Raw genomic sequence first — 21,891 nt, 5'->3', positions numbered from 1 at the left:
TAGATAAAAATAGATAATTATTATGTTATCTATCAGCAATCCTCTATACAGGTGCCTTGTGTCATCCAGCAGAGCCCACGCCCGCATCGGAACCGCACGACAATTGGAAATCCTCCTCACCGTGTTCGAGCAACGCAGCATTAGTACCGCCGCCAAAACCCTGCACCTGACCCAGCCCAGTGTGTCTATGCAACTGGCCAAGCTCTCCTCCGCAGTGGGGCTACCCCTCTACTATTCTGTCGGCAAACAAATCCACTTCACCGAAGCAGGCCTGACATTGGTGGAAAGTGCCAGAGAGATACTAAAAAGCTATGAGTACCTGGAGCTGAAACTGGCGAAACTCCGGGGCCTGGAAAGCGGTAAACTCCAACTGGCCGTTGTCACCACAGCCAAGTACTTTATCCCCCACCTAATTGGGGAGTTTTATGAACAACACCCACAGCTGGATATTCGCTTTCGTGTAGGTAATCGCCAACAAATCATTGATTATACTGGGGAGGATGCTGATGATTTTTATGTATTCAGTCATCCCCCGCAAAATCCCGATTTGGAACTGGTGGAGTTTTTACCCAACCGCTTGTTGGCTATCGCCCCAGAAAAACACCCGCTTGCAAACAGGAAAAAGATCTCCCTGAAGGAGTTTGCCAGTTGTCCTTTCCTGCGTCGGGAAGAAGGTTCCGGTACACGTCATGCAATTGAGCGCTTCCTGAGAAAAAGGGGGTCGATCTCAATGTTCGTATGACAATTGAAAGTAATGAAGCCATAAAACATGCAGTGATGTCTGGTCTCGGCGTATCGATTCTCTCCGAGCATACACTTGCCTTTGGCGGGCGTGCCGGCCTTGCCATGCTGAATGTAGAAGAACTGCCCATTATCACTCATTGGTATCTCGCCCGGCGAAAATCCCGCCCCCTCTCTCCTGCTGCAATAGAGTTTCTGGATTATGCCCGTAACCTGGAAACTGTGCCGGAAGAAATTGGAAGCCCCAAAATACTTCAATCCAAGTAATTAACCTTCCCCAACTAAAACAGGGAGGTAGAGGAATAAATCAATCTTATATTTACTGGTGTCTACAGAAGAGATTGTTATTCGTACGATCCCTGCTTTTCTATTTCCTTTAAAAGTCATGCCTTAAAGTTCGTCAAATCCCCTGCGGCCGGCCCGAATCCTGCTACTTTTGGGATACCCGCCGGCAACCTCAAATAAATCCTGGCGGAAAAATCACAACGGCAGAAAAGAAAGAAATTTCCTGCGCAAGTACAGAATTTTTATAGAGGGACATAGTGATGAAACTTAAGGGACTAAGTTGCACCGCAATTACGTTTCTTTTGACCTTTGGTGCAAACTTTTCTCATGCCCAAGAGGACTGGCGTGACATAGAGTGGGGTGACTTTATAGTTAGGTTCGGGCTCAGCTATGTTACTCCCAATGATGCAGCTACATCACTGAAATATCGAGTTCTTCAACAGTGGGATCTTTACAATACAACCTGGGAAATGGACACCGCGCAAACCTGGCAGATCTCAGGAGTTTGGCGCCCCACAGATCGTTGGGGCTTTGAACTGATGCATATTAATAACGCTTCATATGACGTAACCCTGGATAACTTCACAGGCAATCCGGGCCGTGACCAAATCCAGTTAGGAGATTTCAAGGCCTCTAGCACACTCGCTTTCGCAAACTGGTATTTCTTGGACCCTTCCTATTTCACCCGTCCCTATGTAGGAGCTGGGATTAACTATACCAATTACCATACAGTATCAATCAGCCGCCAGTTTAATGAATATCTGATAGATTCAGGCATGGCCGTTGCACCTGGATCATTTAATATGGGGCACTCTTGGGACTGGGCGCTACAGGCCGGGGTGGACTTCAATTTGGATTTTCGCCAGTTTCAGTATCCACTAATAATTAATCTTGCAGCGCTTTATTACATGTCTGATACAGATCCCACAGTGGATTTCCCCACCGAACTGGGCAGTGATCGACTTTACGCCCACTTTGATTACGATCCATGGGTAATCAATATTGGCGTGGGAACCAAGTTTTAAAAACACCTCATTAATTGCAGCTATTAGATTCACCTGTTGAATTTTACCAGTGGATCACAGCAGTCAGCCTACATGAGTCAATAGCTGTCTGCTCCCCGTATATTATTTATCGGAGTCATTGTGGTCATCAAACATAAATTAAACCAGCTGCTCATTATCTTTAAACCTCGATACCTTATTTCATACCTCTTATTATTCTTACCTTTATTATCGATCCATCCTGCTGTAGCGGAGTGCACTCCGGGAAATACCGGTTCAGATGGCCCAGATCAAATTACCTGTGATGAAGATAACGATGCTGAAGACGCAGACGTTAATGCCTTGGGAGGCAATGACACCCTAAATCTAAATGGCGGCAACCTCAATAATGCCTATGGGGGATCCGGTGACGATGAAATCCATATTCTTGGGGCCATAGTGACCAACCTGGTTGATGGTGGCGATGGCGAAGATACTATTGTCTTGAACGAACGCAGTAGTGATGTTGGCACTTATCTTGGCGGTGGAGGTATTCACGGCGGTGCCGGCGATGATGATATTCAAATTCTGGACGGGTTGTCTTTCCATGTTTGGGGTGGCGATGGAAATGACAAAATCACCTTGGATGGTGGTTTTATTTTTAATTACCTGGATGCCGGCGAAGGGGACGACTATATCCACTGGGATGAGGGGCTCAGTAATGAAATTCGAGGTGGCAATGGCTCAGACACTCTGGTTATAGATTCCTACTCCTTCGAGGGCGACGCCATACTTAATGGTGGTGATGATCTCAGCGCTGAAGATGGTGATATTGATACTCTGATTTTCAAGCTGGATTATCGCGTAGATGGAACCCAGTTAGATAATTGGGAGAGGGTTGTTATCTGGGGTAGTTCTAAAATGATTTTTTCCGGCAGCCTCAACGTCGGCGGAGGCCAGGATAGCAATGGCAACCCTCTGGGATTGCACGTCAAGTGGGGAGGGCAAGCTTTTTTTGATACTGACGAATATACTGTGACTGGCAATGTTGCCAATGATGGAACTATCGATCTGGTTAATCAAAAATTCAATAAACTAACAGTAAAAAAAGATAGTAATGGTAACTATGGCCAATATATTGGCGGCAATGGCCGCCTATGGATGGATGTAATCCTTGAAGGTGATAATGCGGGAAGTGACCACCTGTTTATTGAAGGCGAAGCCAGCGGCACTACAGCAGTTACAGTTTTTAACCTTGATGGACAAGGAGCCCGCACCGAAGGTAACGGCATTAAACTAATTTCGGTATCAGAATCATCTACGGACAATGCTTTTGTGTTAAATGGTGATTATGTCACCAAGGATGACCAGCAAGCAGCTATTGGCGGAGCTTATGCTTATACCCTTCATCACAACGGAGTTTCAGGTAACAATGATGGTGACTGGTACCTGCGCTCTGTAGTAAATGACTCAAACAAATTTCCACAAGGTGGAATGACTCGCTGGCAACCCACTGCGGTATTATATGAATCCCTACCACAGATACTTCGCTCCCTGAACCTTCCCACCCCCTTACGCAGTCGTGTAGGAAACCGCTTTTGGGTGGGTAGCAGTTATAAAGATCTTCTTAATACTGATTACAGTAGTTCAGAAGAAACTGCTATCGATAGCAAAGGCCTGTGGATACGTAGTAGTGCACGTTATATTAGCGCCTCACCAAGCCAATCCACCACCTGGGCCAGCTGGGATCAAAATTATTTTCAATTGCAACTGGGAGCGGATTTACCCCTGAATGTTTCAGTCCTGGGCAGTTCGCCAGTTGCAAGTATGACCTTGCATTATGGCAATGCTAAAAATGATGTGGATTCATTCTTTGGCGATGGTGACATTGATGTCAGAAATTATGGTGTCAGCGCATACTTAACCTGGTACAGCTACCAGGGCTTATATCTGGATACGCAATTAAAACTGGACTGGTTTGACTTCGATTTTGATGCCTACGATCTACGTACTCTGCATAACAGTGGCGAAGCCTACGGTTATGCCATATCCATAGAGGGCGGATGGAGCTTCAAATTATACGATTACTATTCCATTACTCCTTTGGCCCAACTAATTTATACCTCTGAGGAAGCAGAGGATATCGAGGATACTTACGAAGTTCTCGTGAGTGATATCAATAACAATGGTCTTTTATTGCGCCTGGGTACCGCATTCGAGAAAAGAAAAAGCCAGCGCAAATCAAGCCGGAAAATGTATGGTTCGCTACCTTTGGAGCGCTTTAGCTTCTATATGACACCAAGCTTGATTTTTAATCTCGACCAGGAAACAGATTTGCTTGTTTCAGGAACCCGCCTATATCAGGAACCGGACAACTGGTTTGGTGAGCTTCGTATGGGCGCCAGTTATGAAGAGTGTGGAGATCATTGCTCAATATACTCAGAAATATTTTATTCAAGTAGCCTGGAAAATCTTGGGGATAGCTTTGTTGGTGGCCTGGAACTAGGTTTCCGCTATAAATGGTAGCAAGTACCAATTATAGCGGCTCATTATTAGCGCTTTTTATTGCAGCTTATCTAGCAATTGATATTCAGAAAATACCTTCTTTAACTTGCAATCATTGCCAGATTTCCTTTTCAGGTTTGTATTTTTTAAGCCAGATCCTTGGGCACCTGGTATTGTTAAAAACCGATCCCGCCAGTGACGGTGATCCGACACACGGACTGCCTTAGTTCCCTGCCTGATACTCATCGCCTTTAGCCAAATATCATCCGCATCAGGGCAAATTTTGAGGAATTTCTCACTATCAAACGCATCTTTATGCAAAGCATGAGGGTGATAAAGTACTCCTCCAACCCCGGTTGGGAATACCATATGGGAAGGTTTGGTATTGGAGAAGCCACACCAGCTTTCCCTCTTTAATCGCCATTTCTCATAGGGAAGTAGGTTTCCAGTCTTATCAAGGGTGATTTGATGGGCACGATGACAATGGATATATGAGGGTTCCCGTAAATAAGCCTGGTACAGCATATCAACCATGTCCGGTGGGTATAAGACATCGTCATCTACAGTAATTATTAAACTATCCGGGAACTGATTAAATGCGTAAAAGTATTTTTTATAAGAGCCAAGATCACCATCAACAAAAAAGATCTGAAGACCTCTCTGCTGCTGCTTCAGCAACATCTCCGGCACTTTTTCATCGGGAAAATTTTCTCTGGACAACCACAGAGCTATAGCGTCAGCCTTGAGGGATTGTTGGAATAAACTTTCCACACATAAATAAACATCATGGATACGTCGACCGAAGGATGTCAACGAAACAACGATTTTATCTGGCTTATTATTTCCTACCCCCTCTTCAACACTGGTTAGAGTTTGCTGGCTCAACAGATGACTGCGAACCAGAGACTCCAACTTTAAGTTGTTATTTAAATCGTGGCTTCTGAGCCTTTTTTTCAAAAAGTATTGAAGCATGTCATGTAACCGAAAAATATTTTTTTGACCATCAAGGTAACCAAAATATGTCACTCTTCTGGTTACCTCTTATAAAAAATAATATACATCAAGGTGTACATGAAAAATGCTCAACAGTATCAAATTTGGAACTATGGTCCATTAACATAGATAAAAGAACTGTTGATACGCACCTTAAATAGAATAACTCACTGATTCGCGGCCATATTTAGTCAACTTATTCACAATAGCCAGGATTTACCCTGTCCAGTTTGCGCAGAAGTCCCGGCCACGCCAGCAAGCCTCCCTGGCTACCTGTAACCATGTCTCCCTCACTAACGATCTTATCCACAATTTCCTGGGGAACTGGGGTCAAAGGAGGATTACCGGCGAGCGCAGCAATTTGTATTTCACAGGCACGCTGCAGGATAAACATGGCGAGGAAGGTATCTGCAATGGTGGAGGCGCAGGTTAACAGGCCATGATTACGTAGGATCATGTAGTTCGCCATACCCAGGTCAGAGACCAACCGCGCTTTCTCATCTTCACGCACGGCAATGCCTTCATAATCATGGTAGGCAATGCTCGATAGGGGAAAAAGGGATTGCTGGGAAATCGGCAACAGCCCTTCGGCATGTGCTGAAACTGCCACACCCGCAGTAGTATGGGTATGCATAACACAGTGAGCATCCTCTCGAGCCTCGTGAATGGCACTGTGGATAGTGAATCCCGCGGGGTTCACCATCGCACCGCTGTCGTCAACCTTTTCCCCACCCAAGTCGATTTTGACCAGACTGGAAGCGGTAATTTCCTCGAAAAATACTCCAAACGGGTTAATCAGAAAGTGAGATTCGGGGCCCGGAATACGCACGGAAAGATGAGTGAAAATCGTATCATCCCAGCCGTAATGAGCGATTAGCCGGTAGGCTGCAGCCAAGTCGACACGTAATTGCCACTCTTCCTCACTGACCTTTCCCTTTAGTGAAGGCATGATTTCCAGTTGCATGATGCTCTCCTGTTTTCTTATTCGAGCCTCGATTCTGGATGAGCCTTACCGCAAAGACTGTCAATTTGTTTACACTTGGCGAATGAATACTATTGCGGCCATTTTAGATGCCTGTCCTCTGCTCTCCGGATTGCCAATTGAGGCCATGGAGCAGCTTGCGCAAGGAGCACAAGTACGGCGCTTCGGCACTGGGGATATGATTTATCCACCTGCCTCTTTACTGGAACGCCTGTCAATTATTGCCGAGGGGCAGGTACGTATTTGCTCGAGTAATATTTCAGGGCGCGAAGCCACACTTGCCATACTGGATTCCGGAGCCTGGTTTGGCGATACGGTATTTTGCCCTGGTACTCCCCGAGTATTTGGCGCCAACGCTCACAGTGACTGCACTATTGTGGATATTCAAGGCGAACAATTACGCAACTTGATGCGCCGCCATCCAGAGGCTTATCCAATAGTATTGGAACAAGTAAGCCTCCGCTTGTGGGCAGTAATGTCGATTATCCAGGACGACGTCCTGCGGGGTACCGAAGCAAGAGTTGCACGGCGCCTGTTCTTTATGGCACAGATGCATCACGGTAAGGATATTAGTGGCGCAGTGAGCTTTCGACTCACCCGTGAACTACTTGCCAACACCATGGGCATGACCCGGCAGGGAGTTCATCGCGTACTAAAAAATATTGAGTCTAAAGGGCTGATCGAGTCCTCTTACGGTCACATCAAAGTACCAGACTTAAGCCGTCTTCATGCCTATATTGAAGAACTTGATTAAATCACAGCCCGAGCAAACATTGGTTGGCCAGGCTATGACTGACAGAGTTTCTACCCAGCCTCTCCAATTTCTTCAGCCTGTTTATCTCCTGCCCCTTCCATCTCCCGGGCTTTCTTGCGGCCATAAAGAGCCAGCAACATGCCCGATGGGAACATCAGGACGCCATAGACCGCAGAGGGCACCGACATTTCACTGGAGTGTAGAAGAGTCAAGGTTACCATCAGGCCAATAGTGCCATTTTTAATACCTAATTCAGTAGCTACCGCCAAGCCCTCACGGCTAGGCAAGCCACAAAGCCGGCTGGCCATTAAACCCAACAAAACACCCAGAATATTTAACAGGACTACTGAAGGCCCGGCCTGGGTCGCCAGCTCATCAATACGATCGCGCATGCCCCACACAAGCCCTACCACAAGAATCAGCAACACCAACGCGCCAAAGATGCTGACAATACCCTCTGCACGGCTGGCCAAGTGAGGATTCCAGGCTCGCACCAACATCCCGATAACTACCGGCAGCAATACGATGACTGATAACATCACGACAGTTTTCGCAAACGGCAGCACTATTTCCTGTTCAGCACCGAAGTAGGTTCGCAGTGCATAGTTGGTGAAAAATGGCAGGCTGAGGATAGTGATCAGGCTTGCAGACACAGTAAGAACAATAGACAGGGCTACATTGCCACGGGCGAGCAGGGTGAAAAGATTTGAGGTAGTGCCTCCCGGACATGCCGCGATAATAACGAGACCTACGGCAATCGCAGGGGGCAGGCTAAGAAGCCAGCACAATGCGAAAGCAACAATCGGCATCAGGAGAATCTGGGTGATAGTACCCACCACCAAACCAGCGGGTTTCACAGTTACCTGATGGAAATCCTTGGCCGTCAGGGTCATCCCTATTCCGACCATAATAATAAACAGCGCAATCGGCAGACCGATTGAGATCATGGGTCCTGATTCCACACTAGCCTCCTGAGATTGTTATTATTTTGGTAACCCGGTTAGTAGGTGGCCACTTGATAGAGCGACACGCATGAAACACCTATGTAAAACCACTATTTCGAGTTACCAGATTTTATTTCGTATTTTTATTGTTTCGCTGTGCGATATTGAACCCTAGCACAGTCCACCGAAGAGTGCCGCCTCTGGTACACTGCCCAGCATTGATTTCAGGGCAGTCACACTTTTTATGTCACAGATTTTCCCTAGTGCACCAGTGGATCACTGGTCCAATTTACTATGGGCTGTGGGGAGTCCGGGTATTACTGGCTCACTTGAATCAAGTTTTTTACCCACAACATTGCCATGGTTGCCGGAGAAAAGACGAAAAAGGCTACTGGAGTATTTCGCTCAGTCACAAGTCAACAAGAAACTTTCACCGCAACTCGAGGCATTCCTGCAGCACTATAGCGAGCGCAAACCCACATCCCGATTGGGTGTGTACTTTGAGAGGCTGTGGGCCTTTGTCTTTGAACATCACCCCGACTACCAACTGCTGCACCACAACTTACCTCTGCGTATCGCTGGTAAAACATTGGGTGAACTGGACTTTGTGGTACGGCACCTCCCCAGTGATACTTGCGAACACTGGGAGGTTGCAGTGAAATTTTACCTGCAGCTACCTGGCCATTTTTGGATTGGCCCTGGGCTCAGGGATCGTCTGGACATCAAGCTGAGGCGTATGGCGGAGCACCAGCTGCCATTAATCCGGTGCCCTGAGGTAGTGCACCTTCTGCAAGATCTAAATTTAAAAATTGAACAGCAGTGGGCCTTGATACCCGGACGTTTGTTTTACGCATTGGAGGGCCCTGCTAAAGCCAGAGGGAAGCTATCAAAACGACAAATGCAATTCTGGTGGGCCGACCCGGATAGCTTCAACCTCTACTTAAGCACTTTCCCTCAATATCAATCTTTACGCTGGTTTTATTTACCTAAACCTACCTGGCTGGCTCCATTGCAACCGGACCTCACTAGCGAAAGTCACTCTGATGAGCTTCCGAAGGCTTTGGACAAAGCCCCTGTTGACCGTCCTCTATGTGTTGCGGCAAAGGATAAAAGCGGGGAAGTCTGCCGCGGATTCATTGTTCCAAAACACTGGTATCCAGAGGCACTGGCAAGCCTGACTGGCCACTGAAAACAGAGGTGAGTGTGGTGTACTCAGCGAGCAGCCCAAACAGCCTCTATCCGAAATATCCCTCCTAAAGTTGTCTCCTTTCCTTCCCTGTAGCTCGCCTAAGGCAAACAATTTCCGATTACTTATTGACATAGATCAATTTATATTTACAATTTTCAGAAATTTCTGAAACTTAAGAATTCCATGAAACTTTCCAGTCAAGCCCAGGCGTTCGTACTGCATTTCGGCGAGATGGGCAGCCGGTGGGGCTTTAATCGTACTGTCGGTCAGATGTTTGCGTTGCTCACTATCCACCCATCGCCCCTCAATGCAGAGCAACTTGCCCAGGCTCTCAAAATCAGCCGTGGCAATGTGAGTATGGGGCTTAAGGAGTTACAGGCCTGGCGATTGATCGAACTGCACCACCAGCCGGGAGATCGCAAGGATTACTTCACCGCAGCCGGTTCAATCTGGGACCTGGCACGCACAGTCTTTGAAGAGCGCCGAAAACGGGAACTAGACCCAACCCTGAGCCTACTGCGCCAGCTGTTGCTCAATGAGCCCCAGGATGAGCAGGAAGCCCAGGCCCAGGAAAAGATCCAGGAGGTCTACAGCCTATTGGAGTTACTGGAGGAGTTTGCCAATACACTGAGCAAACTGGAGCATGATGACCTGCTTAAATTGATGAAGCTTGGCTCAGGCATCGTCAAGCTGCTGGAACTCAAAAGCAGACTTACAGGGGGAACGTCAAGCTCCGACTAAAAGTACGCCACGGCAATAAAAGAAATACATAGAAGTAGTCAGCCCGGGGATTGAGAAATCCAGCGGGCTACAGAAAAAGCGGTATAAGGATATACCGCCGCCGACCCAGCGTCGGTAACCGCTCAAAAAATTACTGGCAGGTCCATACTTCTGCATTGGTGTTTTTTCGGGCACCCCCGGGTTACTCAGGAAGAGTACCCGGTTATCTGGTTAAAAATAGTTCCGACCAGCAGAGGCACCCATGCTAGATACTCTGATCCTCTCCAGAATACAGTTTGCCGCCAACATCAGTTTTCATATTTTATTTCCCACTATCACTATCGCTCTCGCCTGGATTATCGTCTTTTTCAAGCTCCGCTATGACCAGACGAATAATCCTGTTTGGATGCGCGCATATCGATTTTGGGTGAAGATCTTTGCCCTGACATTTGCCCTTGGGGTTGTCAGCGGTATTACCATGTCATTCCAGTTTGGCACCAACTGGCCAGGCTTTATGGCTCAAGTCGGTAATATCGCAGGGCCATTACTGGGTTATGAAGTACTCACTGCTTTTTTCCTCGAGGCCACATTCCTCGGTATTATGCTGTTTGGCATAAACCGCGTTCCCAGCAAAGTTCACACCTTCTCGGCATTTGTTGTAGCCATAGGCACAACACTCTCCGCCTTCTGGATTATCGCTCTTAACTCCTGGATGCAGACCCCTTCTGGCTTTGAAATGCGCGACGGTGTCGCTTACCCAGAAAGCTGGCTCGCAATTATTTTCAATGCCTCTTTTCCCTACCGCCTGACACATATGCTGCTGGCTTCGGGATTAACGGCAGCCTTCTTTGTCGCTGGAATCTCTGCCTATCGCATTCTGAAAGGCGACCCCAAACGCGCCCCGCGCCTGGCATTGAAAACCGGTCTGGTGCTGGCGGCAGTTCTCATTCCTATCCAGATTTTTGTGGGGGATTTACATGGTCTCAATACCTTTGAGCACCAGCCGCAAAAAGTGGCAGCTATGGAAGGTGTATGGGAAACGGAGAGAGGTGCGCCCTTACTGCTATTCGCAATTCCTGATGGCGAGGAGAAAACCAATCACTTCGAGATTGCCATCCCCAAAATGGCCAGCCTGATCCTAACCCACGAGCTGGATGGCGAAGTACGAGGTATTAATGAATTCCCAGGAGACCACCCCCAGTAGCGCCGGTATTTTTCGCCTTTCGCATTATGGTGGGTGTAGGCCTGTTGATGCTCGCCGTGGCCTGGGGCGGCTGCTACCTGTTATGGCGGCGAAAAGAACTTCCTCGTTGGGCACTGAAAACCCTGGTGGGAATGACCTTTGCCGGCTGGGTAGCGACACTTGCCGGCTGGTATGTAACAGAGATCGGTCGCCAACCCTGGCTTGTTACAGGTGTATTAAAAACCGCTGACGCAGTCACCCAGCTACCTCCCTCTCATGTCGGCTTCTCGTTAACTCTTTACCTGATTGTCTACGTGATCCTTTTATACGCCTATATACACACCCTGAAAGTAATGGCCTTGAAGTCAGTCAAAGTGGAGGAGTTTGAGACACAAGAACCGCTCGCAGGAGGCAGCCTGACCAACCTGCCTCATTCAACCCAGAAGTCGACAAAGGGGGATTCACAATGAGTGAGGGGGCAACTTCCGCTGCCTATTGGCTGCCCGTAATTTTCATTGGCCTGATGGGGCTCGCAGTACTCGTGTACGCTATTCTCGACGGCTACGACCTGGGAGTCGGTATCCTACTTCCTATGGGCGAAGAGGATGAGCCTCAGCGAGACACTATGATCGCCTCAATTGGCCCCTTCTGGGATGCCAATGAAACCTGGCTGGTACTGGCTGTCGGCCTGCTGCTGATCGCCTTTCCAATCGCCCATAACCTGGTATTGATGCACCTTTATATTCCCGCGGCAATTATGTTGGTCGGGCTAATCATGCGAGGTGTGGCATTCGACTTCCGTGCCAAGGCCGCCGTAGGACACAAACTCGCCTGGGACCGAACTTTCAAAGCGGGCTCCCTCACCACCAGTCTCTCCCAGGGCTACATGCTGGGGCAGTATGTCATGGGTTTTACACCCGGCTGGCAGGCACAACTGTTCTCTGCCGTCAGTGCATTGGGTGTTACCGCCGCATACAGCTATATGGGCTCGGCCTGGCTGGTGTTAAAAACCGAAAATGAGCTACAGGCGCGCTCGGTGCGTTGGGCACGCAGGGCCGGTCGCGCAACCCTGCTCGGTGTTCTCTCGGTATCGGTAATCAACCCCTTGGTCAATCCAACCGTCTTTGATCGCTGGTTTACCTATCCGCTGGTAATGTTTGTGCTGCTGATCCCCACCCTTTGCTTCCTGGCCTTTATCTTTAATGATGTCCTGCTGGCAAGAATGCCGAAGAGTAATGACAGACATAGCGCTCTTCCCTTCACTATGGTGGTGATCATCTTCTTGATGTGCTTTATCGGCTTAGCTTTCAGTTTCTTTCCCGATATCGTGCCGGGACAGCTGAATATTTGGCAGGCGGCCAGCGCCACTGCATCACTCAAGTTCATTTTGGTTGGTGCGCTGATTGTTATACCAGTCATTCTTGCCTATACCGCTTTTTCTTACCGGGTATTTCGCGGCAAAGCAACCGAGCTTCACTATCACTGAAGAAATAGTTTCCACTTTCAAGGGGTAGCAACATCTATTCAAATAAAATTTGGTAGCGCGGAACTACCCCACAAATCAAACAAAATCCCCTTGCTCGCCGAAATTGGTACGATAATAATCATCAATTCCAGAAGACAATTTTTTACAAGGAAGTAAAGCGCATTTCTGGCGCTTTCAGATTGCGCTTGTCTAAGGGGGAGGTGAATTTGAACCAAATCGATCGACGGGCTATCAGCCGGCGCGACACTGCTAGTCCGCGCAAACCACAACGTAAGAACGGCCGCGAGAAATACGAGAAGCTTCTCGATGCGCTGGAAACCTTAATCGCTGAGCAGGATTCAACCGATATCAGCCTCGCAAACCTGAGCCAGGTAGCCGGGGTTCCTGCAGCATCTGTCTACCATTTCTTTCCCAGTGTGGATGCCAGCCTTACTGCCCTGGCAGAACGGCACTACAAGTCTTTCGGAGACGTAGTGCTGGGCCATTCAGACTTTTCACCTGCGGAAAGTTGGCAGGATATGCTCAATCAGCTGTGTGATCTGGTACGCAGCTACTATGAAGACAATATTTCTGCACTGAAGGTACACTACGGACCGCAATCCAGCTGGGCATTGCGTCAACTGCAAATGGAAAATAACTGGCGTTTGGCAGACACCTTGATAAAGAATCTGTCTCGCGAGTTTGAACTGCCTCCATCGCAGGATTGGCGCGACCGCTTTATGTGTGCGATCAATATCAATGACTCTTTCTGCTCCCAGGCTTACTCGCGTTTCGGAAGAATAACCGATGAGTCCGCGGCTGAAGGTAAGCGAGCGGCAGCCGCATACTTGAAGCTTTACCTGGGAGAACTGTTACAGAGGCGCCAACTGCGCTTCGCTCCGCTGGAGGCTTCGGCCTAAACAGCGTACAGGCCTCTTTTAGTAGAGGATTCTCAATCCACTCTTGCTTAAAAAATAAACCCGGCAACAAAATTGCCGGGTTTATTTTTGCCCATCACTTATTCGCCACATCCTATTCTTCAATTCCAACAAACTCAAAAACAAATAACCATCACAACCCAAAACCCCTAAATCATTAGCTTTCCAAAAACGAAGGCCTATTTGAAAAAGAAAAATATCATCAACTTCCCAGGTAAAATAAATCACGGAAACTTCTTTAAAAATCACTCGTTTATTACTACTTATTCTTGATTTTTCATCGATATCTGTCATCACAAATTGCCCATTTCCGCCCTAAAAGGGCAGTATTCAATCGACCCATTTGTGACCATCTGGACCCGAACTAGAATTCGTAGTGAAACTCTTACTGGATCAAGTGGAGGTTCTCATATGCCCATTGCCGCGCACGAGCTGGAATCGGACTTCCCAGAGTATGCAGAAACCATCAAGATACTTCTAAGGGATGACCTGCAATTCAAACTGGAGAACGACCTCTACCGAAAACTTGATAAACAAATTCGCGGTCTTCAAGACAGCGGGATAGGCACTGATGACGACCACTACTCCAGCCTAAAAAAACAGCGTGCTTATCTTAAGCAGCATCTCTATAACCGCATCACAGGAATGATTACCCATCATTAATTTGCGATGGCTATTGTCTGGACATTGCCGGCGCCATTCAGCACACTGAAATCACAAGCAATCAGAACAAGTTGATGGCGCCATGCAACTCTACCTGACTTATTCCTCTCCCTTTTCTCGAACTGCCCGTATTGTCGTTCATGAACATAAACTCCAGTCTGTTATCACTGAGCAATTTTCCCATCCATTTCAAAATGAACAGGAATTAATCTCCAGCAATCCCCTTGGCAAAGTGCCCTGCCTGAATCTGGACAATGGCAGTGCCATTATGGACAGCGAAGTTATTTGTGCCTACCTGGACAAACAACTTGGAGATGGCCACCTGAGTAAAGCCATGGAGAATGACTGGGATCTGCGCACACTTTACAGCACGACCTCAGGATTGATGGAAACCCTGGTGCAGCGACAAATGGAAAAACTGCGTAAGCACGAAGGATTGCACTCAGAATTCTGGTGGCAACGTTTTAACGACGCAATCACCAGGGCACTGGACTTCCTTGAGTCAAATGTATCAAAGCTCCCCAAACAGCTCAGCCTGATCCATATTAACCTTGGCTCAGCCCTGTCATATCTGGACTTCCGTCATGATGATTTCGATTGGCGCAATGGACGACCACAGTTAACTGCCCTATCGGAAAACCTTGAAGCTCGTGAAAGCTTTCGTGCCACTCACTTGCACGAATAACCTTAGTTTCCACCCTCAGGCCAGGTTTCAATTCCTGGTCTCATAAATTCTTCTCTAAACTGTCATATCCTATCGATAGCCTGAGCGCTTTTTGAGGCGCCGCCATGTCAAATAGATCGAAGAGCCCTTCGTGGATACTTCTACACGGCGCCGCTATTGTGGCGGTAACCTGTAGCCTTTTCAGTGGATTGCGTATTGCAACCCTGGATAAGCCTGCGCTTATTACTATTGCAGAGCTTCTCCCCCAAGGAGAGGTCCATACTGTTCACTTTGTCTCCGCAATTTTACTTTCCCTGGCCGCTGCAGGATATTTGATCTCACGCATCCCCTATTTTCGAAACCTGTCTGGAATATCGACGCCCAAGCCTATCAATTATCACAGACTAGTTACCTGGGGTGGTGTTTCCCTGCTTATAACTTCACTGTTGAGCGGTTGGATGCTGTTTAACGGCCTGGGCCCACTCCCCTGGCTTCGCTCGATTCACTTTTGTAGCGCCATCGGACTTGTCTTTTATATTTTTATGCACGGCGGTGTTTACCTTATGCAATTTGGCTTGCGTGCACTTCCATTTATCCTCAAACCATCACTGCCCAAAAGACAATACCTTCCTTTAGTTTCACTATCTCTAGGCACGTTCTCCCTTGGCTTTCTTTTAGTGGGAAGCTGGTATTTAATTCACGGATATTCCCATCACCCCCTGGCAGTCGCCGGGATTTCACCAAATACCATCATCAACATCGATGGCATGGCCTCAGAACCACAATGGCAACAGGCTCAAATACTCACCTTACGTACTGATGGTGGGGCCAATTTTTATAAAGGCCGCTCCGATGTGCAGTTAAAGGCCCTGCAAAATGGTCAGGAAATTTTTTTCATATCACCTGGCAAGATCCCAATGAGAGCCTCGCCCACCTGCCCTTGAAAAAAACTACAGAAGGTTGGGAAATCTTGCAATCAGGCTATAAGATATTTGATGAAAAACGTCATTACGAAGATAAATTCGCAATACTCCTTTCTGAAAACTGCTCTTTCGCCGCAGCTGGCACCGCCCATTTGGGACAATCCCCACTGGCTGATAAACCCGCAAACTGGCACGGCAAGGGCTACCATTACAGTACCTCCGAGCAGGTGCATGACCTCTGGCACTGGAAGGCAGTACGTACCAATAAGATGCACCTGGCTGATGACAACTTTATCGGCAAACCGGATAAAGTGCGTCCCGGTGCACGTCGCTATACCGCAGGTTACCAGCAGGATAGCAAAGAGTCCGGTGCTTATAGAATGAACTGGAAGTGGTATTCTCCCACTACAATCACCCCCAAGCGCCTACCTGCAAAAACAGATCAGCTGGCTCCCTATCAGTATTCTCTCCCCCACAGTCAAAGCCCGGATTGGACTATTTCCTGGTTCGATTACCAACCCTATTCTTCAAGTCACGACCAATTCCCATTGGGTACCTTGATGCCCTCGGTGCTGTATACCTCCAATCGCTTTGAGGGCGACCGTGCAGATGTCCGCGCTCGTGGTATCTGGCGCGATGGCCACTGGTCCCTGGAATTGGTGCGCAAACTGGATACCGGCTCTTCCCAAGATATTCCTATTGTGGACGGCATCTGCATGTGGGTCTCCGCCTTTGACCGTGCACAAATTGCCCATACTCGCCACAGCCGCGCCATTCAACTCAGCTTTGATAAAACCTTATGATACTTCGCCTACTTCTGGTCTTCGCTCTACCTTTCACACTGGTTGCGGCAGCAATAGTCCGTGCCCCACAAAATCCTGAGCCACCGGAACATTACTTGGTCAAGGTCAATATGCAGGGGGAGTTACTCGGCGCCTGGGAAGGTCCCTGGTCCTGCGTCTGTGACAAGCGTAGTGGTCTCTTATGGGAAGTAAAAACCGACAACGAGGACATCCACGATGGACGCTGGACCTACTCCTGGTTTATTGATAGCGAAGGCGTTGCCAATAATGGCGACTGCTACTTTGAGCTGGACCGCTGCGATACTGAAGACCTGATCCGGCACACTAATCGCGAGCGCCTGTGTCAAGCAGGCAACTGGCGCCTGCCCACTCTCAGTGAGATCAATACGATTATCAGCAAAGACAATAAACCGGGCAGCCCGACAATTGAGTCCGAGTACTTTCCAAAAACCATGCGAGGCGATTACTGGACCAGTGAAAATAAACAGAAACTGAGCGGTATTTACCGCTATTTAACAGTCGGCGGTACTGCTGTGAATTTTATTGGTGGGGACAGGGTCACAATTCCCTATCGTAATGCCGCATTCGTCCGCTTGGTAACCAGTCGTTCAACAGCCTGTCACAAAGCTCCTCAATAATGCCTGCGCGTTGCTGCCATGCAATCCACCCCCTCCAGGCCGCGACGCTCTCACAAAAATGGTCCCAATTTCCAAAGGATTTCTCTAATGAGACGATATTTTGGCAGTGCTCTTACAATCTCGGCGTTATTACTTACAATGGGTGCCAGTGCCGCAACTAAACATTACAGGCTCTCTTGGGATGGTGATGCTTCCAGCAGCGCAGTGATTGGCTTTTCACCTGACGGCAGTAGCAATAACCCCTACCTAAACTATGGCTACTCCACCGACGAAAGTAACTGGAATAGTGCCTATGTCAGCAACAGCGAAAGCTTCGATGGCGGTATCACCAGTCACTTCGTGCGCTTACAGGATTTAAATGCAGACTCTCCCGTATATTTTCGTATCTGTGATCAAGATGGCTGCGGGGATCGTTTTTGGTTCCGAACTGCACCTGCGCACAATTCCCCATTTGTAGTGGTTGCCGGCGGTGATACCCGAACTGGCCATACCACCCGCCGGCAGGGGAATGAGCTGCTCGCAAAAATTCGCCCCCTCGCCGTTATGCACGGTGGAGACTTTACCAACGCGAATAGTGCATCGGAAATGCGTGAGTTTCTGGACGACTGGGAGCTGACTTATTCCAGCGATAATATCGATGGTTACAGTTACAAACGCATCTACCCGTTAATTCCCACACACGGCAATCATGAGGACGATAATTATTCCACCATCTGCCAGGTCTTCGGAGTGGACTTTAATGGCGACGGTGACTGCTCTCCCAGCGACACCTATGGTGCTGTGCAGGTTTCTCCCCTATTGCGTGTATATACCCTCAACAGCCAGTTCCAGAGCAGTGGCTGGTCCTCCTATGCAACTGCCATGAATAACTGGCTTGAAAGTGACTTATCAGCATCAGGCAGTGCAGCCAGCTGGCGCTTTGCGCAATACCATAAGCCTTTATTTCCCCACTACACAGGCAAGTCTGACAACCCCACCCTGTTCAGCTGGTGGGCACAGCCTTTCTACGATTACGCCATGAACCTGGTAGTGGAGTCCGATACCCACCTCACCAAACTTACCGAGGCAGTCATCCCAAGTGGTAGTAACTTCTCCACAACCACTTCCGGCGGCACTGTCTATGTCGGGGAGGGCAGCTGGGGGGCTCCGGCCCGGTCTGCCAACGATGCCAAGTCCTGGACTATCGACATGGCCAGTATCCAGCAATTCAAAGTAATTCAGGTGAGTGCAGAGGAACTGGTGGTGCGTACTGCCAAATTTAACGATACCGCCAGCACCTTATCGCGAGAAGATCGCACCGCAGATCCACTGGTATTACCCAGTAACGTGAATTGGTGGAGTGCCAACCGTATCGGTGAGGCCATGACTTTAATACGCAACAGCGCGGACCGCAGCGTTATTTCTGAAGATGGCAGCGGCAGCAACAACTTTATATTGCCAGTGACTGACGATGTGTTTATTTCTTCACGCTACTCATCCAGTAATTTTGATGGGGATTCCGATGGGCTGCTTGCCGATGGCAGTGACTCCACTTTTGGTACCCTGTACTCGCTGATCAAGTTCGACCTCTCAGACCTCACCGCCTGTAGCTCGATCAATACCGCCACATTGGAGCTGAATGTCACCAATAGGTCCGGCAATACCTACGGTGTTTACCTGGCCGCAAATGATTGGCAAGAGGAGTCTGTAACCTGGAACTCCGTTGGCGGTTCCTCGGTGCGCGATGACCTGGCAGAGAGTTTTGTCCCGTTCTACACAGGTGTTGAGCGAATCGACCTGACTTCTTCAGGGCTTATAGAAAGCTGGATAAATAGTGGCAATACCGGCCTGGTTATCGCTCCCCGCTCAGGCAGCAACGGGGTCGACTTCACCTCCAAGGAAACCGGTACCTCGGCGAAGTTAACGGTTGAGGCCGACTGCACCACTATTGCCGGACCTCTACCCAAAGCTGTAAAAACCGATGATTTTACTTTGCTATGGCGTAACGAGATTAAAGTTCCGGTCAAACTTATCGAAGAGCCTGCCGAATTTAATCAGGGCCAGGGGATTGCCACTCACCTTCAAGCGGCCCTCCCTGATCATGGTGGGCGCACCTACCAAGCCGCCAAACATCAAACGCAGATCGGTACTGCTCAAGGCGAGGCTGGCTGAGGGATCATCACTGTGCCGACCGGGATAGCCATGTAACACCCCGTTCTGCACCACGACCAGGTATTTCTCGCTGGTGTCGGTCATATCAATATTCAGGCGGATCTCCGCATCCGCCGCTTTCTCTCCGTTTAGTCGCACGGCCATGGCATCGAATAACAGCTGCAAGGGCACCCTGGCGACTATTTCTTCAGCCGGCAATACCTCTTCTCGAAATTCAACACCATGACGCAATTCTTTCGCACCTGAGAGGTAAAAATTGCGCCAAATACCGGATTCTGCCTGGTAACCCAGCTGCTCCAGGCTGTCGGCTAGCAGGTAACGGGCCTGGTCGTTATCCGGCTCGGCAAAAACCAAATGCTTCAGTACCATGGCCACCCAGCGGTAGTTACCGCGAGCAAAGTCCCGCCGTGCCCGCGCCATAATGCTTTCCTCCCCCCATATATTCCACATAGCGATGAGCCGCCTCTTCCTGGGGAACCGGGTGCAGGTTAGCCGGATTGCCATCGAAATAACCTAAATAGCGATTGTATACAGCCTTGGCACCGACATTAACCGTGCCGTAATACCCTCGGTTAGCCCAGGCCTGTGAAAGGCTTTCAGGCAATTCCAGCCTCTCAGCAACTTCGATCATGTCATAGCCGTGATTGGCGAGGCGCAGCGTTTGGTCGTGGATATATTTGTACAGGTCCCGCTGCTTGGCGAGATAATCCATAGCCTCCCCTTTCCCCCAGGTAGGCCAGTGATGGCTACTGAATACTACTTCTGTCTCCCCACCAAACTTCTCCATCGCAAATTCAATGTAACGACTCCAGGCCAGGGCGTCTCTTGTTTTGGCACCACGCAGGGTATAGATATTGTGCAGTGTATGGTTGGCTATTTCACTCATACATAACGCTTTAAACTGGGGAAAGAAAAATACCATTTCAGTCGGCGCTTCCGCCCCCGGAGTATTAATAAACTCAATCTCCACGCCGTCAATTTTCATTTGTGCACCGGCTTCAGGGATTACAACCGTTGGTGTGGCAATGCCATGCTCACCATCGGATACCCGGTTGCCAAGCCCTGAAGAAACAAACCCATCAGGGCTTGAGGGCAAGAGGTCACCAAACTGGTATAAGGCGCGCCGTTGCATCACATTGCCAGAGCGCACATTCTCGCTGATCGCTTCCTCTGCAAATCCCTCTGGAGCAATAATATCAATCGAACCACTCTGCAGTTGCTCAGCCGTCAGGACCCCCGTCACCCCGGCAAAATGATCCGCGTGGCTATGGGTAAAAATCACCGCGCTGACCGGCCTCTCTCCCAGAGATTTATTGGCCAGGGCGAGCGCCGCAGACGCAGTTTCCGCAGATGTCAGGGGATCGATAACAATCCAGCCGTTATCCCCCTTTACCAGGGTCATATTCGCCAGGTCCAGGGAGCGCACCTGGTAGATACCATCCACCACCTTAAACAACCCATTGTTCAACGCGTTGAGCTGGGCCTGCCGCCATAAGCTGGGGTTTACCGTATGAGCAGAACTACCTTGCAGGAACTGCATCTGGGATAAACCATACACCTCACGTCCCTCAGTATTTTTAATCTGGGCGCCGGGAATAGTGGCAATAAATCCTCGTTTGGCCAGTTCAAAATCTGTCTTATCAGTAAATGGTAAGCGATCAGAAACTGTTTGGTTGTGGACGATAGTTGCCTTCGAGGCAGGCTTTATTTCAGCATTGAAGATATCAATACCGGCTTCGGGTTCACTGCCACAGGCAATGAGGAAAAGTGATAACAATAATATCAATGAACGCATAGAGGCTCCCCCAGGCTGGTTACGCATGACACTCCATTTCCATACTTAAGACAGGAGAGGGTAACCAGATACAAAATGGTCCCCCACTCTAATTCCCTGAAACCTCGGTGGAATTCTGCCAACGAAAGACAGAAAAAGTCACACCATTCAAAAGGAAAGCTATTTGTTGTTTTTGCCGCCGAAATTTAGTTGGCGCAAATTAAGCCAAATCCGCTGTAAGAACCTTGATATTCAAGCGACGAAATAAGTAGTAATTTATATTTCTTCAAGGCGGCAGAAAAAACCGTTACGACCAAGTCAACAAACAATAATTTCCAGCGCCCCTATAAATCAGCTTAAAAATGAAATACGCGAAATTTAACCCTGCTCTTGAGCAACCCTTCACGATTAACAAACAGGATTTAACCAGACGTTGAAAAGACAGGCATATACTGTGCGCTGGCACTTGAGATAGCAGAATAAAGGTAACCAAGTCGCCAATATAGTCTATATAACCCTTTTGACTCCGGCAGTGAAGGACTCACACCCGGTATAGAGCCGAGGTCTGCATTTCAAATGGTATGGAGATAATT

At 48.7% G+C, this 21,891-nt stretch carries 17 protein-coding genes and 3 pseudogenes; 15 read left to right on the top strand and 5 right to left on the bottom strand.

Translation table 11 applies throughout. The features are described 5' to 3' along the window. The first annotated feature begins 22 nt into the window (after positions 1-22). From P3339_RS03545 to P3339_RS03530, 3 genes and pseudogenes are all read left to right on the top strand, one after another. Positions 23-1,008 (top strand): annotated as a pseudogene (locus P3339_RS03545) (LysR family transcriptional regulator). A 278-nt stretch (positions 1,009-1,286) separates the two neighbouring features. Then, positions 1,287-2,051 (top strand): OmpW/AlkL family protein, encoded by a 765-nt coding sequence (locus P3339_RS03535; RefSeq protein ID WP_020414568.1) that lies wholly within the window; start codon positions 1,287-1,289, stop codon positions 2,049-2,051. 120 nt (positions 2,052-2,171) lie between these two features. Next, positions 2,172-4,535 carry an autotransporter family protein gene (locus tag P3339_RS03530; RefSeq protein WP_282952445.1) on the top strand — a complete coding sequence of 788 codons (2,364 nt, stop codon included), beginning with the start codon at positions 2,172-2,174 and terminating at the stop codon, positions 4,533-4,535. Positions 4,536-4,571: 36 nt separating this feature from the next. Here P3339_RS03530 and P3339_RS03525 read toward each other — a convergent pair whose 3' ends face one another. Both P3339_RS03525 and P3339_RS03520 read right to left on the bottom strand, forming a co-directional pair. Beyond that, complete coding sequence (locus P3339_RS03525) at positions 4,572-5,540, bottom strand: glycosyltransferase family 2 protein (protein WP_282952444.1); 969 nt, start codon at positions 5,538-5,540, stop codon at positions 4,572-4,574. 163 nt (positions 5,541-5,703) lie between these two features. Beyond that, positions 5,704-6,471, bottom strand: coding sequence for a class II aldolase/adducin family protein (locus tag P3339_RS03520; RefSeq protein ID WP_020414566.1), 768 nt, complete (start codon positions 6,469-6,471; stop codon positions 5,704-5,706). Here P3339_RS03520 and P3339_RS03515 point away from each other — a divergent pair. Then, positions 6,455-7,243, top strand: a complete 789-nt coding sequence (locus P3339_RS03515) for a Crp/Fnr family transcriptional regulator (protein ID WP_211214950.1) — start codon at positions 6,455-6,457, stop codon at positions 7,241-7,243. The two genes, P3339_RS03520 and P3339_RS03515, sit on opposite strands and share 17 nt — an antisense overlap. A 50-nt stretch (positions 7,244-7,293) precedes the next feature. On the opposite strand, the gene P3339_RS03510 is transcribed toward P3339_RS03515, so the two are convergent. After that, entirely contained in the window at positions 7,294-8,205 is a 912-nt protein-coding gene (locus tag P3339_RS03510) for a bile acid:sodium symporter family protein (RefSeq protein WP_026305232.1), read from the bottom strand. Between the two features lie 226 nt (positions 8,206-8,431). Here P3339_RS03510 and P3339_RS03505 point away from each other — a divergent pair, with 226 nt between their 5' ends. The 5 genes and pseudogenes from P3339_RS03505 (at position 8,432) to P3339_RS03485 (ending at position 13,664) form a co-directional block, all read left to right on the top strand. Then, positions 8,432-9,376, top strand: a complete 945-nt coding sequence (locus P3339_RS03505) for a DUF1853 family protein (RefSeq protein ID WP_020414563.1) — start codon at positions 8,432-8,434, stop codon at positions 9,374-9,376. Positions 9,377-9,559: 183 nt separating this feature from the next. Beyond that, positions 9,560-10,117 carry a GbsR/MarR family transcriptional regulator gene (locus P3339_RS03500; RefSeq protein ID WP_020414562.1) on the top strand — a complete coding sequence of 186 codons (558 nt, stop codon included), beginning with the start codon at positions 9,560-9,562 and terminating at the stop codon, positions 10,115-10,117. A gap of 241 nt (positions 10,118-10,358) precedes the next feature. Continuing rightward, positions 10,359-11,749 (top strand): annotated as a pseudogene (locus P3339_RS03495) (cytochrome ubiquinol oxidase subunit I). Beyond that, positions 11,746-12,765: a cytochrome d ubiquinol oxidase subunit II gene (locus P3339_RS03490; protein WP_020414560.1), complete on the top strand. Its 1,020-nt coding sequence runs from the start codon at positions 11,746-11,748 to the stop codon at positions 12,763-12,765. Before P3339_RS03495 ends, P3339_RS03490 begins: the two are co-directional and overlap by 4 nt. 206 nt (positions 12,766-12,971) lie before the next feature. After that, positions 12,972-13,664, top strand: a complete 693-nt coding sequence (locus P3339_RS03485) for a TetR/AcrR family transcriptional regulator (RefSeq protein ID WP_157533611.1) — start codon at positions 12,972-12,974, stop codon at positions 13,662-13,664. 81 nt (positions 13,665-13,745) lie between these two features. Here the strand turns inward: P3339_RS03485 and P3339_RS03480 are convergent, their stop codons facing one another. After that, positions 13,746-13,976, bottom strand: a complete 231-nt coding sequence (locus P3339_RS03480) for a hypothetical protein (protein ID WP_020414558.1) — start codon at positions 13,974-13,976, stop codon at positions 13,746-13,748. 117 nt (positions 13,977-14,093) lie between these two features. Between P3339_RS03480 and P3339_RS03475 the strand changes: the two genes are divergently transcribed. From P3339_RS03475 to P3339_RS03450, 6 genes are all read left to right on the top strand, one after another. Continuing rightward, positions 14,094-14,345 carry an HP1242/YdcH family protein gene (locus P3339_RS03475; protein WP_020414557.1) on the top strand — a complete coding sequence of 84 codons (252 nt, stop codon included), beginning with the start codon at positions 14,094-14,096 and terminating at the stop codon, positions 14,343-14,345. Between the two features lie 82 nt (positions 14,346-14,427). Next, positions 14,428-15,030, top strand: a complete 603-nt coding sequence (locus P3339_RS03470; protein WP_020414556.1) for a glutathione S-transferase family protein — start codon at positions 14,428-14,430, stop codon at positions 15,028-15,030. A gap of 104 nt (positions 15,031-15,134) precedes the next feature. Beyond that, entirely contained in the window at positions 15,135-15,953 is an 819-nt protein-coding gene (locus tag P3339_RS03465) for a hypothetical protein (protein ID WP_282952443.1), read from the top strand. Then, on the top strand, positions 15,950-16,735 hold the full coding sequence (locus P3339_RS03460) for an ethylbenzene dehydrogenase-related protein (protein WP_282952442.1): 786 nt from the start codon (positions 15,950-15,952) through the stop codon (positions 16,733-16,735). Before P3339_RS03465 ends, P3339_RS03460 begins: the two co-directional genes overlap by 4 nt. Continuing rightward, complete coding sequence (locus P3339_RS03455) at positions 16,732-17,373, top strand: Lcl C-terminal domain-containing protein (RefSeq protein ID WP_282952441.1); 642 nt, start codon at positions 16,732-16,734, stop codon at positions 17,371-17,373. The genes P3339_RS03460 and P3339_RS03455 overlap by 4 nt, the downstream gene beginning before the upstream one ends. 87 nt (positions 17,374-17,460) lie before the next feature. Next, entirely contained in the window at positions 17,461-19,524 is a 2,064-nt protein-coding gene (locus P3339_RS03450; protein ID WP_282952440.1) for a DNRLRE domain-containing protein, read from the top strand. On the opposite strand, the pseudogene P3339_RS03445 reads toward P3339_RS03450, so the two are convergent. Next, positions 19,411-20,926 (bottom strand): annotated as a pseudogene (locus tag P3339_RS03445) (alkyl/aryl-sulfatase); the annotation flags it as partial. The gene P3339_RS03450 and the pseudogene P3339_RS03445 overlap by 114 nt on opposite strands. Positions 20,927-21,891: the final 965 nt, after the last annotated feature.

The sequence above is a fragment of the Microbulbifer sp. MLAF003 genome, from assembly GCF_030012965.1.
GTDB classification, from domain to species: Bacteria; Pseudomonadota; Gammaproteobacteria; order Pseudomonadales; family Cellvibrionaceae; genus Microbulbifer; species Microbulbifer variabilis.
Note: the sequence above shows the minus strand (reverse complement) of the source record. Positions and strands in the feature narration are given on the sequence as shown.

Coding starts and splice junctions, on each gene's coding strand:
- P3339_RS03475 (WP_020414557.1), top strand. CDS start 14,094: ATGCCCATTGCCGCGCACGAGCTGGAATCGGACTTCCCAGAGTATGCA.
- P3339_RS03515 (WP_211214950.1), top strand. CDS start 6,455: ATGATTTCCAGTTGCATGATGCTCTCCTGTTTTCTTATTCGAGCCTCG.
- P3339_RS03505 (WP_020414563.1), top strand. CDS start 8,432: ATGTCACAGATTTTCCCTAGTGCACCAGTGGATCACTGGTCCAATTTA.
- P3339_RS03450 (WP_282952440.1), top strand. CDS start 17,461: ATGAGACGATATTTTGGCAGTGCTCTTACAATCTCGGCGTTATTACTT.
- P3339_RS03520 (WP_020414566.1), bottom strand. CDS start 6,471: ATGCAACTGGAAATCATGCCTTCACTAAAGGGAAAGGTCAGTGAGGAA.
- P3339_RS03535 (WP_020414568.1), top strand. CDS start 1,287: ATGAAACTTAAGGGACTAAGTTGCACCGCAATTACGTTTCTTTTGACC.
- P3339_RS03480 (WP_020414558.1), bottom strand. CDS start 13,976: ATGACAGATATCGATGAAAAATCAAGAATAAGTAGTAATAAACGAGTG.
- P3339_RS03470 (WP_020414556.1), top strand. CDS start 14,428: ATGCAACTCTACCTGACTTATTCCTCTCCCTTTTCTCGAACTGCCCGT.
- P3339_RS03490 (WP_020414560.1), top strand. CDS start 11,746: ATGAGTGAGGGGGCAACTTCCGCTGCCTATTGGCTGCCCGTAATTTTC.
- P3339_RS03500 (WP_020414562.1), top strand. CDS start 9,560: ATGAAACTTTCCAGTCAAGCCCAGGCGTTCGTACTGCATTTCGGCGAG.
- P3339_RS03465 (WP_282952443.1), top strand. CDS start 15,135: ATGTCAAATAGATCGAAGAGCCCTTCGTGGATACTTCTACACGGCGCC.
- P3339_RS03455 (WP_282952441.1), top strand. CDS start 16,732: ATGATACTTCGCCTACTTCTGGTCTTCGCTCTACCTTTCACACTGGTT.